Here is a 13,569-nt window from a genome sequence, read left to right on the forward strand (position 1 = left end):
CCTACAGGCAAGTCTCAGCGGATATCGTTCAGGTCGTCCCCGCGCGTCTCGCGCAGGCACAGCACCGCCAGCAGGCTGAGTGCCGCCGCAACCGACACATAGCCGCCCACCCAGCTCAGGCCCCCCATGCCCACCAGCTTCTGCGCGATGTACGGCGCCACTGAGGCACCAAGGATGCCGCCCAGGTTGTAGGCCGCCGAAGCACCGGTGTAGCGCACGTGGGTGGGGAAGAGTTCTGGCAGCAGCGCGCCCATGGGAGCGAAGGTTACACCCATGAGGAACAGCTCCAGCGACAGGAAGATCGCTACCTCCACCGACGAGCCCTGGCTCAGCAGTGGTTCCATGGCGAAGCCCGAGGCGATGGCGGCGGCGCAGCCGATGATCAGCACCGGTTTGCGCCCGAAGCGGTCGCTCAGCCAGGCCGATACCGGTGTTGCTGCCGCCATGAAGAGCACGGCGATACATAGCAGGCCGAGGAAGTCTTCGCGGCTGTAGCCCAGGGTGCTGACGCCATAGCTCAGCGAGAACACCGTGGAGATATAGAAGAGGGCGTAGCACACCACCATCGCCAGGGCGCCCAGCAGGGTCGGCCGCCAGTGCTTGGCGAACAGCTCGGCAATCGGCAGGCTGGAGCGTTCGTGGCGCTCCATGGCCTTGGCGAACACCGGGGTTTCCACCAGCTTCAGGCGTACGTACAGGCCGACGATCACCAGCACGGCGCTGAGCACGAACGGAATACGCCAGCCCCAGGCGCGGAACTGCTCTTCGCTGAGCAGCATGGCCAGGCAGAGGAACAGGCCGTTGGCGGCGAGGAAGCCGATCGACGGGCCCATCTGCGGGAACATGCCGAACCAGGCCCGACGGCCCTTGGGCGCGTTCTCCGTGGCCAGCAGCGCCGCGCCGCCCCATTCGCCACCCAGCCCGAGACCCTGGCCGAAGCGCAGCACGCAGAGCAGGATCGGCGCCCAGGCGCCAATGCTGTCGTAGCCCGGCAGCAGGCCGATCAGGGTGGTGGAGATGCCCATCAGCAGCAGCGAGGCGACCAGGGTCGACTTGCGCCCGATACGGTCGCCGAAGTGGCCGAACAGTGCCGAGCCCAGCGGGCGGGCGAGGAAAGCGATGCCGAAGGTGATGAAGGCGCTGAGCGCCTGGGCAGTGCCGGAGGTCTGCGGGAAGAACACCGGGCCGATCACCAGCGCGGCGGCGGTGGCGTAGACATAGAAGTCGTAGAACTCGATGGCGGTGCCGATGAAGCTGGCTACCGCGACGCGGGTGGTGGAGTTGGTCTGTTCGGCCGGTTGTGCGGCTTCGAGGGTGGCACTGGTCATACGGGAATATCCCTGGCAGTCAGGCGCGGCGACGACTCTGGCGGTCGTGTCCGACGTTTCTTGAGGCATCGCCATGGCGCGAGTGCGAGCGCGGCCCGGTGTCGGGGCGGGATGGGCGCGGCTCGCGGCGGGTCGGGGCGAGGCCGGCTGCTTCGCAAGGCAACGACGCAGGGTCGAGGCTCGGCGGGGCGTGCGATTGACTGGCCGGCGCTGCGTCGCGGATAGCGGCGGGCGTCGGCGGGAGGCTGGGTAAGCCGCCTGGATTATAGGGGCGGGCGGGGCGGCTCAGGCAAGCTCGTCGGCGTAGGGTTCTCTCGGCGGCGCGCCAGGCAGCCACGCGCGCACACTTTTCACCCGGTTTTCGCCGGACTGGAGGATTTCCAGGCGGTAGCGGCCGATCTTCAGGCATACGGCGCAGTCGGGAATCTGCTCCAGTGCTTCGGTGACCAGGCCGTTGAGGGTCTTGGGCCCGTCACTGGGCAGTTGCCAGCCCAGGGCGCGGTTGACATCGCGCAGGTTGGCCGAGCCTTCGATGACGTAGGTGCCGTCGGCCTGGGGGTGGATGTCCGGGTTGCGCAGGGTGTTCTGGTTGCTGAACTCGCCGACGATCTCTTCGAGGATGTCTTCCAGGGTGATGATGCCGATCACCTCGCCGTATTCGTCGACGACGATGCCGATGCGCCGCTTCTGCTTCTGGAAGTTCACCAGCTGGGTCGACAGCGGCGTGCTCTCCGGCACGAAGTAGGGCTCCAGGCAGGCGGCCTTGAGGCTGTCCTTGGTCAACTGGTTATGGGTCAGCAGACGGGCGATCTGGCGCATGTGCACCACGCCTTCGACCTGGTTGATGTCGTTGCGGAACACTGGCAGCCGGGTATGGGTGGTGTTGCGCAGCTGGCCGATGATGGTTTCCAGCTCGTCGTCCAGGTCGATGCCCTGGACTTCGTTGCGCGGCACCATCAGGTCGTTCACCGTGATCTTTTCCAGGTCGAGGATGCTCAGCAGCATGTCCTGGCGATTGTGGGTGAGCTTCTCGCTGGAGTCGGTGACCACGCTGCGCAGCTCGTCATTGCTCAGCGGCTTGCCGCCGCGCTGGGTCGGGTCGAGGCCGCCCAGGCGCAGCAGCAGGTTGCTGATGCCGGTCATCAGCCAGAGCAGCGGGCTGAACAGCTTCTGCATCCAGATCAGCGGCAGGCTGGCGGGGAAGGCCACGCGCTCGGGGCGCAGGGCGGCGTAGGTCTTGGGCGTGATCTCGCCGAAGATCAGCAGGATCAGCGTCAGCGCCACGGTGGCGATGGCGACGCCGGCTTCGCCCCACAGGCGCAGCGCCAGCAGGGTCGCCAGGGACGAGGCGATGATGTTGACGAAGTTGTTGCCGATCAGGATGGTGCCCAGCAGCCGGTCGGTGCGCAGCAGCAGCCAACTGGTGCGGCGGGCCCCGCGGTTGCCCTGCTTGGACAGGTGGCGCAGGCGGTAGCGGTCGAGGCTGAGCATGCCGGTCTCGACGCTGGAGAAGAACGCCGAGCAGAGGATCAGGAAGACCAGCAGGCCGATCAGGTAGCCGGGGTGGATCTCTTCCATGCGCGCATATCCTTCAGCGGCGCTCAGGCGCCGCCGTTAGCCTCAGATGTGCAGGATGAATTCCTTGACCAGCTTGCTGCCGAAGTAGGCCAGCATCAGCAGGCAGAAACCCGCGAGGGTCCAGCGGATCGCCTTGTGGCCGCGCCAGCCGAGCTGGTGGCGGCCCCACAGCAGCACGCCGAACACCACCCAGGCGAAGCAGGAGAGGATGGTCTTGTGCGCCAGGTGCTGGGCGAACAGGTTGTCGACGAACAGCCAGCCGGAGATCAGCGACAGCGAAAGCAGCGACCAGCCGCCCCAGAGGAAGCCGAACAGCAGGCTTTCCATGGTCTGCAGCGGCGGGAAGTTGCGGATCAGGCCCGACGGGTGCTTGTGCTTGAGCTGATGGTCCTGCACCAGCAGGAGTAGCGCCTGGACCACGGCGATGGTCAGCAGACCATAGGCCAGGATCGACAGCAGGATATGGGCGAGGATGCCCGGCTGCTCGTTGATCGGCTCGATGGTGCCGTGGGGCACCAGCACGGCCAGCAGGGTGGTCAGCGCGCCGAGTGGATAAAGGAAGAGCAGCAGGTTCTGCACCGGGATGCGCAGGCAGGCCAGCAGGGTCAGGGCGGTGACCGCGGCGGAGATCAGGCTGGCGGCGTTGAAGAAGTCCAGCGCCAGGCCCGCAGGCGTCAGCAACTCCTGGCTCAGGCTGTAGGCCTGGCAGAGCAGGGCGACCAGGCCCAGCAGGAGGAGCAGCGGTTTTTGCGGCGGGGTGCGGCGGGCCAGGCTTGCGCCCTGGTAGACGGTGGTGCCGATATAAAGGACGGCGGCGATCAGGCTGGGCAGCAGAGGTTGCATAAGTCCTTGGAACAGTCCTTCGACGGGGGACCCGAAAGGTGGTGAGTGTGGCACAGATCGCCCGCGCCTAGAAAGCCGCTGAGAACAGTTCGCTTCTGGCCTGCGAAGCGCTCCGTCACATCGGGATCATCGGCGGTGTTGGCGCTGCCCGCACTTCGCTATAATCGGCGGCTTGCTGACAAGCCAAACCCAGGCCCGACCGGGCTGATTAGGAACGCGCATGTTCGAAAACCTTACAGATCGCCTCTCGCAAACGCTGCGCCACGTCACTGGCAAGGCCAAGCTGACCGAGGACAACATCAAGGACACGCTCCGCGAAGTGCGGATGGCCCTGCTGGAGGCCGACGTGGCCCTGCCGGTGGTCAAGGACTTCGTCGCCAAGATCAAGGATCGCGCTGTCGGCACCGAGGTTTCCAAGAGCCTGACCCCGGGCCAGGCCTTCGTGAAGATCGTCCAGGCCGAGCTGGTCGAGCTGATGGGCGCGGCCAACGAGGACCTCGACCTCAACGCCGCGCCGCCGGCGGTCATCCTGATGGCCGGCCTGCAGGGCGCGGGCAAGACCACCACCGCCGGCAAGCTGGCGCGCTTCCTCAAGGAGCGCAAGAAGAAGTCGGTACTGGTGGTGTCCGCCGACGTCTACCGCCCGGCGGCGATCAAGCAGCTGGAAACCCTGGCCAGCGACATCGGCGTGACCTTCTTCCCGTCCGATACCAGCCAGAAGCCGGTGGCGATCGCCGAAGCGGCGATCCGCGAAGCCAAGCTCAAGTTCATCGACGTGGTGATCGTCGATACCGCCGGTCGTCTGCACATCGACGCCGACATGATGGACGAGATCAAGCAGGTCCATGCGGCGATCAAGCCGGTGGAAACCCTGTTCGTGGTCGACGCCATGACCGGCCAGGACGCCGCCAACACCGCCAAGGCCTTCAACGATGCGCTGCCGCTGACCGGCGTGGTGCTGACCAAGGTCGACGGTGACGCCCGTGGTGGTGCCGCGCTGTCCGTGCGCGCCATCACCGGCAAGCCGATCAAGTTCCTCGGCATGGGCGAGAAGAGCGAAGCGCTCGATCCGTTCCACCCCGACCGCGTGGCCTCGCGCATCCTCGGCATGGGCGACGTGCTCAGCCTGATCGAGCAGGCCGAGCAGAACATGGACCGCGAGAAGGCCGAGAAGCTCGCGAAGAAGATCAAGAAGGGCAAGGGCTTCGACCTGGAAGACTTCCGCGATCAGCTGCAGCAGATGAAGAACATGGGCGGCCTGGGCAGCCTGATGGACAAGCTGCCGATGCTCGGCGGCGTCAACCTGTCGCAGATGGGCAACGCGCAGAACGCGGCGGAGAAGCAGTTCAAGCAGATGGAGGCGATCATCAACTCCATGACCCCCGCCGAGCGCCGTGATCCGGAAGTGATCAGCGGTTCGCGCAAACGCCGTATCGCCATGGGTTCCGGTACCCAGGTGCAGGACGTTGGTCGCCTGATCAAGCAGCACAAGCAGATGCAGAAGATGATGAAGAAGGTCACCGCCAAGGGCGGCATGGCCAAGATGATGCGCGGCATGGGGAGCATGTTCCCCGGCGGCATGCCCAAGATGTGAGGCCAGACGGCTCGCCGCCCAGCGGGCCGGACGCGCTGCGGCTTGCGGCGCGGGGCTTTAGCTCATAGAATATGCGGCCTTTCGGGCTCTGTGCCCGAGGGCTGCATTTCTTTTTTGCAAGCAAACCATAGGAACAACGTACGCATGGTAACCATTCGTCTGGCTCGTGGCGGCTCCAAGAAGCGCCCGTTCTATCACCTGACCGTGACCAACAGCCGCAACGCTCGTGACGGCCGTTTCGTCGAGCGCGTCGGCTTCTTCAACCCTGTCGCCACTGGCGCCGAAGTCAAGCTGTCGGTCAACCAGGAGCGTCTGAACTACTGGCTGAGCCAAGGCGCTCAACCGTCTGAGCGTGTTGCTCAACTGATCAAGGAAGCCGCCAAGGCTGCCTGAGATCGATGAACACGAAGCCTGCTCCCGCCGAGGAGATGATCGTTCTCGGCAAGATCGTATCGGTGCACGGCATTCGTGGTGAGGTGAAGGTGTATTCCTTTACCGATCCGTTGGACAACCTGCTGGACTACCGTCGCTGGACGCTCAAGCGTGGCAACGAGGTTCGACAGGCTGAACTGGTCCAAGGTCGCGTGCAGGGCAATGTCCTGGTCGTGAAGCTGAAGGGACTGGATGATCGCGAGATCGCCCGCACCTTCGCCGAATTCGAGATCCTGGTTCCGCGCAGCGAGCTGCCGGTGCTGGATGATGGCGAGTTCTACTGGAGCCAGTTGGAAGGTCTCAAGGTGATCGACCAGAACGGGCAACTGTTCGGGATTCTCGACCACTTGCTGGAGACCGGCGCCAACGATGTGATGGTAGTCAAGCCCTGCGCAGGTAGCCTGGACGACCGCGAACGCCTGCTTCCGTATACGGATCAGTGCGTACAGGCGGTGGACCTGGAAGCCGGTGAGATACGGGTGGACTGGGACGCGGACTTCTAACCCATGTGGATGAGAGCCCTCAGCCGATGTGGATAGGAGTAATCAGCATCTTTCCGGAGATGTTTCGCGCTATCAGCGACTATGGCATCACGAGTCGCGCGGTCAAGCAGGAGCTGATTCAGCTTCAGTGCTTCAACCCGCGAAGCAACACCGAGGATCGTCACCAGACGGTGGACGACCGGCCTTTCGGCGGTGGTCCCGGCATGGTGATGAAAATCAAGCCGCTCGAAGGCGCACTGGGCGATGCCCGGCAAGCCGCAGGCGGACCGGTGAAGGTGATCTACCTCTCGCCGCAAGGTCGCAAGCTGACGCAGGCGGCCGTGAAAGAACTGGCGAACGAGGAACGTCTGATCCTGATCGCCGGGCGTTACGAAGGCATCGACGAGCGCTTCATTGAAGAGCATGTCGATGAGGAATGGTCAGTCGGCGATTATGTCCTGTCCGGGGGTGAGCTTCCGGCCATGGTGCTGATTGACGCGGTCACGCGGTTGTTGCCCGGAGCATTGGGCCACGTGGACTCCGCCGAGGAGGACTCCTTCACGGATGGCCTGCTCGACTGTCCGCACTACACCCGACCCGAGGTGTACGCAGACAAACGTGTTCCGGAGGTGCTGCTCAGCGGCAACCACGAACACATCCGGCGCTGGCGTTTGCAGCAGTCCTTAGGCAGGACCTGGGAACGACGTGCCGATCTTCTGGATTGCCGCTCGCTTTCTGGAGAAGAGAAAAAGCTGCTGGAGGAATACATCCGCCAGCGGAACGATAGTTAACGTATCGATGGCGAGCGCCGAGCGCTTGTCTTAGGAGCATGAAATGACCAACAAGATCATTCAGCAGATCGAAGCTGAACAGATGAGCAAAGAGATTCCGGCGTTCGCCCCCGGCGACACCGTAATCGTCCAGGTTAAAGTGAAGGAAGGCGACCGTCAGCGTCTGCAGGCCTTCGAAGGCGTCGTGATCGGCAAGCGTAACCGCGGCCTGAACAGCGCTTTCACCGTTCGCAAGATCTCCAACGGCGTAGGCGTCGAGCGTACCTTCCAGACCTACAGCCCGCTGGTTGACAGCATCTCCGTCAAGCGTCGCGGCGACGTGCGCAAGGCCAAGCTGTACTACCTCCGCGAACTGTCCGGCAAGGCAGCACGCATCAAGGAAAAACTGGCCTAATTCGCCGGTTGTTCCCGAAAAAAGCAGCCCACGGGCTGCTTTTTTCTTGCCTGTAGTTTTTCGCCGCTCAATCCGGCGTCCCATCTGCCCCCGGCAGCGTAGTAGAAGTACAAGACCCCGCAGCACCGGCAGCCACCCTCATTGCATCAGGTAGCAGTGGCATGAGCCCCAGAGAGCAAGAAATCCTCCGTCGTACCGAGTTGTCCGAAACCCGCGTGACCAAGGCGGTTTTCCCGCCCACCACCAACCACCACAACACCCTGTTCGGCGGTACCGCGCTGGCCTGGATGGATGAGGTCTCGTTCATCGCCGCGACTCGCTTCTGCCGCTTGCCGCTGGTGACCGTGTCTACCGATCGCATCGACTTCAAGCACCCGATCGCCGCCGGCTCCATCGTCGAATTGATCGGCCGGGTGGTGAAGGTCGGCAACACCAGCCTCAAGGTCGAGGTGGAGGTCTTCGTCGAGAGCATGTCCGCCGATGGCCGCGAGAAGGCTATCCACGGGCTGTTCAGCTTCGTCGCCATCGACGATGAAAAGCGCCCGGTGCCGGTCCTGCCCGGCTTCGAGGCCTGAAATGAAAGAAGGCGCCCACGGGCGCCTTCTTTCATTTCAGGCCGCCTTCAGTGGCGCAGGCTGATCTTCAGCGAGGCCTGGGACAGGTCGATGTTCTGCAGGCTCAGGCTGCCCATGCTCTGGGTCTTCGGTGCACCGGCGACGCGGATGTTGTCGAAGCGCACCTCGCCGATGGAGCTGGGCAGGCGCACGTTGATCGAGCCATCGGGATTCAGGCTGGAGGAGGCATGCAGCGTGTCGTACTGGACGTCGTGCAGAGAGGTTTCGGCGTCGAGGCTGTCCACGACGGGCATTACCAGGCGCGACAGTTGCTTGATGGCGCCGACACCATCGCCGCTCTCGGCGCTGACCAGCAGGCTCTGCAGGGTGTCATCGAAACCTTGGGCGCTGACATCGCTCATCTCGCGGTCGCTCAGTGGCTTCAAGCCCTTGGGCGCCTCATGGCGGGTGATGCTCGTCGGTGCCTGGCGCTGCACATCGGCGCTGGCCAGCTGGAACGGGCTGAGCAGCGCGGCGACCAGCGTCGCCGCCAGGCGCAGGTTGTTCTGCTTCTTCAGCGCACGGCCGAGCTGGCGTTCGCTGATCCAGCCCTGCTGGATCAGGGTTTCGCCCAGGCGCAGGCCGTTGGTGAGCTGGAGCTGGATGGCCTTGTCCAGCTGTTGGGAGGTAATCAGGCCCTTGCTGACAAGGATCTGGCCGAGACGAGAGTTCTGTTGACTGGGCATGGCGTGGGCTTCGTGGGGCGCAATGATGGCGTGGTGCAATCATTGTCTGTCAGACATATTCTGTCACCAATCGTAAGATAGGGTGACGTTGCCAGTCGTCAGGTTCTTACGGCTTGGGCCATTTCATTCCTGCTCGACGCCCCCTTCAGCTACTTCCTCGATCAGCGAAATCACCGTCCACCCCGTGTCGGGCGTCAGCGGGCGCTCGGGGCTGGCAATGTGCAGGCGGCCATTCGGGTCCTTGGCGAACAGCAGCAGCGCACGGCCTTCGTGCAGCGCCTGATAGTCCTCCCAGCCAAAGTTCTCGCTCAGTAGTGTCGAGCGGATTTCCGCGCCGCGAGCGATAAGGCCTGCCATCTGTGGATAAGTGATCGTCGATTGCCCCAGCGGTCGGCCGCGATGGCGGTCGCTGACCCGATGCTTCTCGCTGCGCCTGCTGTCCTGGCTGCTGGGCAGGATGAAGCGCTGGCGCGGGTTGAACTCGTGGCGGAAGCTCATGCACATCAGCGCATTGAGTTCGGCATTGGGCGACAAGGCCAGCAGGTGCCCCAGGCCGATCAGGTCCAGGTGCGCCTCGGCGTGCTGCGAGGCCGGGTTGCCGAAGTAGGTGGGCAGGTTGTCCATGCGCGCGGCGCGGGTGTTCTCCCAGCTCGAGTCGGTGAGCAGTACCTCCACGCCGGCGTTCTGCAGGCCGGTGCCGATGGCGCGGGCCACCGGGTTGGCGCCGATGATGAGGAAGCCGGTGGGCACCGGCTCGGCAACTTTCAGCAGGCGGGCCAGCGGTCGTGCGGTGGCGCTTTGCAGGATCACCGTGCCGATGATCACCAGGAAGGTCAGCGGCACCAGCACGCCGGCCTGAGCGTGGCCGGCTTCCTGCAGGCGGATGGCGAAGATCGCCGAGACCGCCGCGGCGACGATTCCCCTGGGCGCGATCCAACTCAGCAGCGCCCGTTCCCGCCAGTTCAGCGTTGACCCGGCCGTGGCGATCAGCACGTTCAGCGGCCGTGCGACGAACTGGATCAGCACCAGCACCAACAGCGCGATCGGCCCCAGGCCGAGCAGGGCCGGCAAGTCCAGCCGCGCGGCAAGCAGCACGAACAGGCCGGAAATCAGCAGGACGCTGAGGTTCTCCTTGAAGTGCAGGATGTGCCGCACGTCGACTCCCTGCATGTTGGCCATGCGCAGGCCCATCACGGTGACGGCGAGCAATCCTGACTCGGACATCACGGTGTTGGACAGCACGAACACGCCAAGGACGACCGACAGCGATGCCAGGTTGTGCAGGTAGTCCGGCAGCCAGTGGCGACGCAGCGCGACGCCCAGCGCCTGGCCGCCGAGCAGGCCGAAGAGGATGCCGCAACCGATCACGCTGATGAAGGTCAGCAGGCTGTCGGTCCACCCGGAGCCTGCGTCGCTCGCGGCGATGAAGGTGTACACCACCACGGCGAGGATGGCGCCGATGGGGTCGATGACGATGCCCTCCCAGCGCAGGATGTTGGCGATGGTGGCGTTGGGGCGGACCACGCGCAGCATCGGCACGATCACGGTGGGGCCGGTCACCAGGGTGAGCGTGCCGAACAGCAGCGCCATCTCCCAGGTGAAGTCCAGCAGGTAGTGGGTGGCCAGGGCGATCACGCCCCAGGTGACCAGCGCTCCAATGGTCACCATGCGGCGTACCACGGTGCCGATTTCCTTCCACTCGTCCAGGTGCAGGGTCAGGCTGCCCTCGAACAGCACCAGGGCTACCGCGAGGGAGACGACGGGGAACAACAGCGGGCCGAACAACGCTTCGGGCGACAGCACGTGCAGGATCGGGCCAACCAGGATGCCGCTCAACAGCAGGAAGAGAATCGCCGGCAGACGCAGGCGCCAGGCCAGCCATTGGCTGAGGAGGGCGGCGATGCCGATACCGGCGAAGGCGTAATAGGTGCTGTGTTCGTCCATGGACCGTCCGAGGTTGTGCAGCAGTGGTGAGGGGGATGGTGTCTATGAAAGACTACCGGTGCCGCTTTTTCCTTTGTACTGGCGTGAAATGACTCCGATTGCTCATCCCCTGATCGACCGCTTCCTCGATGCCCTCTGGCTGGAGAAGGGGCTCTCCGACAACACCCGCAGTGCGTATGGGAGCGATCTCGCCCTGTTCAACGGCTGGCTGGACCAGCGCGGCGTGGTGCTGGAGGCGGCTGGTCGCGACGTGATCCTCGACCATCTGGCCTGGCGCCTGGGCGAGGGCTACAAGGCCCGCTCCACGGCGCGATTCCTTTCCGGGCTGCGAGGCTTTTACCGTTTTTGCCTGCGCGAAGGCCTGATCGCCGAGGATCCGACGCTGCTGGTGGACCTGCCGCAACTGGGCAAGCCGCTGCCCAAATCGCTGTCGGAGGCGGATGTGGAGGCATTGCTGGCCGCGCCGGAGACCGATGATCCGCTCGGGCTGCGCGATCGCACCATGCTCGAAGTGCTGTATGCCTGCGGCCTGCGGGTCAGCGAGCTGGTCGGCCTGACCCTGGAGCAGGTGAACCTGCGCCAGGGGGTGGTGCGGGTGCTCGGCAAGGGCAGCAAGGAGCGCCTGGTGCCGCTGGGTGAGGAGGCGATCCGCTGGATCGAGCGCTATGTCCGCGAGGCCCGCGGTGATCTGCTGGGCGGACGGCCCAGCGACGTGCTGTTCCCCAGCCTGCGTGGCGAGCAGATGACCCGGCAGACCTTCTGGCACCGCATCAAGCTGCACGCGAGGGTGGCCGGCATCGGCAAGAGCCTGTCGCCCCACACCTTGCGCCACGCCTTTGCCACCCATCTGCTCAATCACGGCGCCGACCTGCGCGTGGTACAGATGCTGCTGGGGCATAGCGATCTGTCGACCACGCAGATCTACACGCACATTGCCCGAGCACGTCTGCAGGACCTGCACGCCCAGCATCACCCCCGTGGGTGAGCGGGGCTCTGGCAACGCATGCGTTGCCCCGCGAACGACCGGCCATGGATGGCCGGGCCGGGATCGAACTTGGGCAGGTTGCCGCGACAGGGATGCCTACACCTTGTTCGATCTTTGCGAATCAGGCGTGTGAGACACCGCTACGCCGAAGCTTCCCGCTACAGCCTTTGGCTCGGTCTTGCCGGTCCGGTGTGATAGTCTTCGCCGACTGACATCAGGAGTTTTCCATGCGTTTGTCTCGACTTCTGGCTGGTATGGCTATCGGCCTCGCCAGCACCCTCGCCCTGGCCGCCGAACCGGACCAGGCGATCCGCACCACCCTGCAATCCCTGCAGCCTGACCTGCCCATCGAGAATATCTCCAAGGGTCCCCTGGATGGCATCTACCAGGTGCAGCTCAAGGGCGGCCGTATTCTTTACGCCAGCGCCGACGGCCAGTTCGTCGTCCAGGGCAATATCTACCAGGTGAAGGACGGCAAGCCGACCAACCTGACCGAGAAGGCCGAGAGCGCCGGCGTGGCCAAGACCATCAACGCCATCGCCGCCAAGGACATGGTCGTGTTCCCGGCCAAGGGCGAGACCAAGGCGCACATTACCGTCTTCACCGACACCACCTGCCCGTACTGCCAGAAGCTGCACGCCGAAGTGCCGGAACTGCAGAAGCGCGGCATCGAGGTGCGCTACCTGGCCTTCCCGCGCCAGGGGCCGAACTCGCCAGGCGATGCGCAGCTGCAGGCCGTGTGGTGTTCGAAGGACCGCCAGTCGGCCATGAGCGACATGTTCCACGAGAAGGAAGTGAAGGCCGCCAAGTGCGATAACCCGGTGGATGCGCAGTTCGCCCTGGGTCAGATGGTCGGTGTGCAGGGCACCCCGGCGATCATCCTTGCTGATGGCACCATGCTGCCGGGCTACCAGCCGGCCGGCCAGATCGCCAAGCTGGCGCTGGAAGCCAAGTAAGCCGCGGCTTGCGCTCTGATTGACTAATGCGGAACCGCTTCGTAATGTTCGGTTCCTTTTGACTAGGGAACAGGCGCCTCGCCTGTTCTGACTTGGTGCCTGCTGCCGTGCCCGCCTCGTTGCGGGCATCGGCGTCTCAGGCACCCCGATGCTGTAATCATGGGGAGTTTCAGCGTGAAACCGGTGAAAGTGGGAATCTGTGGGTTGGGGACCGTCGGTGGCGGTACCTTCAATGTACTCAAACGCAACGCCGAGGAGATTGCCCGCCGTGCCGGGCGTGGTATCGAGGTTGCGCAGATTGCCGCTCGTCGCCCCAATCCGAAGTGTGAAACCGGCAGTACCCCCATTACTGCCGATATCTTCGACGTGGCAAACAACCCGGAAATCGACGTCGTCATCGAGCTGATCGGTGGCTATACCCTGGCCCACGAGCTGGTGCTCAAGGCCATCGAGAACGGCAAGCACGTGGTCACCGCCAACAAGGCGCTGATCGCCGTGCACGGCAACGAGATCTTTGCCAAGGCCCGCGAGAAGGGCGTCATCGTCGCCTTCGAAGCCGCCGTGGCCGGTGGCATTCCGGTGATCAAGGCGATCCGCGAGGGCCTGGCCGCCAACCGCATCAACTGGCTGGCCGGCATCATCAACGGCACCGGCAACTTCATCCTCACCGAGATGCGCGAGAAAGGCCGTGCCTTCGCCGACGTGCTCAAGGAAGCCCAGGCGCTGGGTTATGCCGAAGCCGATCCGACCTTCGACGTCGAAGGCATCGACGCCGCGCACAAGCTGACCATCCTGGCGTCCATCGCCTTCGGCATCCCGCTGCAGTTCGACAAGGCCTACACTGAAGGCATCACCCAACTGACCACCGCCGATGTGAACTACGCCGAGGCGCTGGGCTACCGCATCAAGCACCTGGGCGTCGCCCGCCGTACCGACAAGGGT

The 13,569-nt window shown here is 64.4% G+C and carries 14 protein-coding genes; 9 read left to right on the forward strand and 5 right to left on the reverse strand.

All coding sequences use genetic code 11. From position 1 onward, the window contains the following. Positions 1–14 precede the first annotated feature (14 nt). The 3 genes from A9513_RS13310 to A9513_RS13320 form a co-directional block, all read right to left on the reverse strand. Positions 15–1,328: an MFS transporter gene (locus tag A9513_RS13310; RefSeq protein WP_065084992.1), complete on the reverse strand. Its 1,314-nt coding sequence runs from the start codon at positions 1,326–1,328 to the stop codon at positions 15–17. 285 nt (positions 1,329–1,613) lie between these two features. Continuing rightward, positions 1,614–2,906, reverse strand: a complete 1,293-nt coding sequence (locus A9513_RS13315) for an HlyC/CorC family transporter (RefSeq protein ID WP_065084993.1) — start codon at positions 2,904–2,906, stop codon at positions 1,614–1,616. 42 nt (positions 2,907–2,948) lie between these two features. Beyond that, a complete protein-coding gene (locus A9513_RS13320; RefSeq protein ID WP_024766880.1) occupies positions 2,949–3,749 on the reverse strand; it encodes an inner membrane protein YpjD in 801 nt (266 codons plus the stop codon). Positions 3,750–3,969: 220 nt separating this feature from the next. Between A9513_RS13320 and ffh the strand changes: the two genes are divergently transcribed. From ffh to A9513_RS13350, 6 genes are all read left to right on the forward strand, one after another. Beyond that, a complete protein-coding gene (ffh, locus tag A9513_RS13325; RefSeq protein WP_024766881.1) occupies positions 3,970–5,343 on the forward strand; it encodes a signal recognition particle protein in 1,374 nt (457 codons plus the stop codon). A gap of 144 nt (positions 5,344–5,487) precedes the next feature. Continuing rightward, complete coding sequence (gene rpsP / locus A9513_RS13330) at positions 5,488–5,736, forward strand: 30S ribosomal protein S16 (RefSeq protein ID WP_024766882.1); 249 nt, start codon at positions 5,488–5,490, stop codon at positions 5,734–5,736. Positions 5,737–5,741: 5 nt separating this feature from the next. Beyond that, positions 5,742–6,278: a ribosome maturation factor RimM gene (rimM, locus tag A9513_RS13335; protein WP_024766883.1), complete on the forward strand. Its 537-nt coding sequence runs from the start codon at positions 5,742–5,744 to the stop codon at positions 6,276–6,278. Positions 6,279–6,304: 26 nt separating this feature from the next. Next, entirely contained in the window at positions 6,305–7,048 is a 744-nt protein-coding gene (trmD, locus tag A9513_RS13340) for a tRNA (guanosine(37)-N1)-methyltransferase TrmD (RefSeq protein ID WP_024766884.1), read from the forward strand. Positions 7,049–7,091: 43 nt separating this feature from the next. Then, positions 7,092–7,442 carry a 50S ribosomal protein L19 gene (gene rplS / locus A9513_RS13345; protein WP_017522234.1) on the forward strand — a complete coding sequence of 117 codons (351 nt, stop codon included), beginning with the start codon at positions 7,092–7,094 and terminating at the stop codon, positions 7,440–7,442. Positions 7,443–7,603: 161 nt separating this feature from the next. Further along, positions 7,604–8,017, forward strand: a complete 414-nt coding sequence (locus tag A9513_RS13350) for an acyl-CoA thioesterase (RefSeq protein ID WP_065084994.1) — start codon at positions 7,604–7,606, stop codon at positions 8,015–8,017. A 47-nt stretch (positions 8,018–8,064) separates the two neighbouring features. Here A9513_RS13350 and A9513_RS13355 read toward each other — a convergent pair whose 3' ends face one another. Together A9513_RS13355 and A9513_RS13360 are read right to left on the reverse strand one after the other, a co-directional pair. After that, positions 8,065–8,742 (reverse strand): hypothetical protein, encoded by a 678-nt coding sequence (locus tag A9513_RS13355; RefSeq protein ID WP_024766886.1) that lies wholly within the window; start codon positions 8,740–8,742, stop codon positions 8,065–8,067. Positions 8,743–8,865: 123 nt separating this feature from the next. Beyond that, complete coding sequence (locus tag A9513_RS13360; RefSeq protein ID WP_065084995.1) at positions 8,866–10,686, reverse strand: sodium:proton antiporter; 1,821 nt, start codon at positions 10,684–10,686, stop codon at positions 8,866–8,868. Between the two features lie 88 nt (positions 10,687–10,774). Here A9513_RS13360 and xerD point away from each other — a divergent pair, with 88 nt between their 5' ends. From xerD to A9513_RS13375, 3 genes are all read left to right on the forward strand, one after another. After that, positions 10,775–11,671, forward strand: a complete 897-nt coding sequence (gene xerD, locus A9513_RS13365; RefSeq protein WP_065084996.1) for a site-specific tyrosine recombinase XerD — start codon at positions 10,775–10,777, stop codon at positions 11,669–11,671. Positions 11,672–11,898: 227 nt separating this feature from the next. After that, positions 11,899–12,627 (forward strand): thioredoxin fold domain-containing protein, encoded by a 729-nt coding sequence (locus A9513_RS13370; RefSeq protein ID WP_024766889.1) that lies wholly within the window; start codon positions 11,899–11,901, stop codon positions 12,625–12,627. Between the two features lie 174 nt (positions 12,628–12,801). Beyond that, positions 12,802–13,569, forward strand: a 768-nt coding sequence (locus A9513_RS13375) for a homoserine dehydrogenase (RefSeq protein ID WP_141678392.1), incomplete at its 3' end; no start/stop codon positions are given.

Source organism: Pseudomonas sp. AU12215, from assembly GCF_001675465.2.
Taxonomy (GTDB): domain Bacteria; phylum Pseudomonadota; class Gammaproteobacteria; order Pseudomonadales; family Pseudomonadaceae; genus Pseudomonas; species Pseudomonas nitroreducens.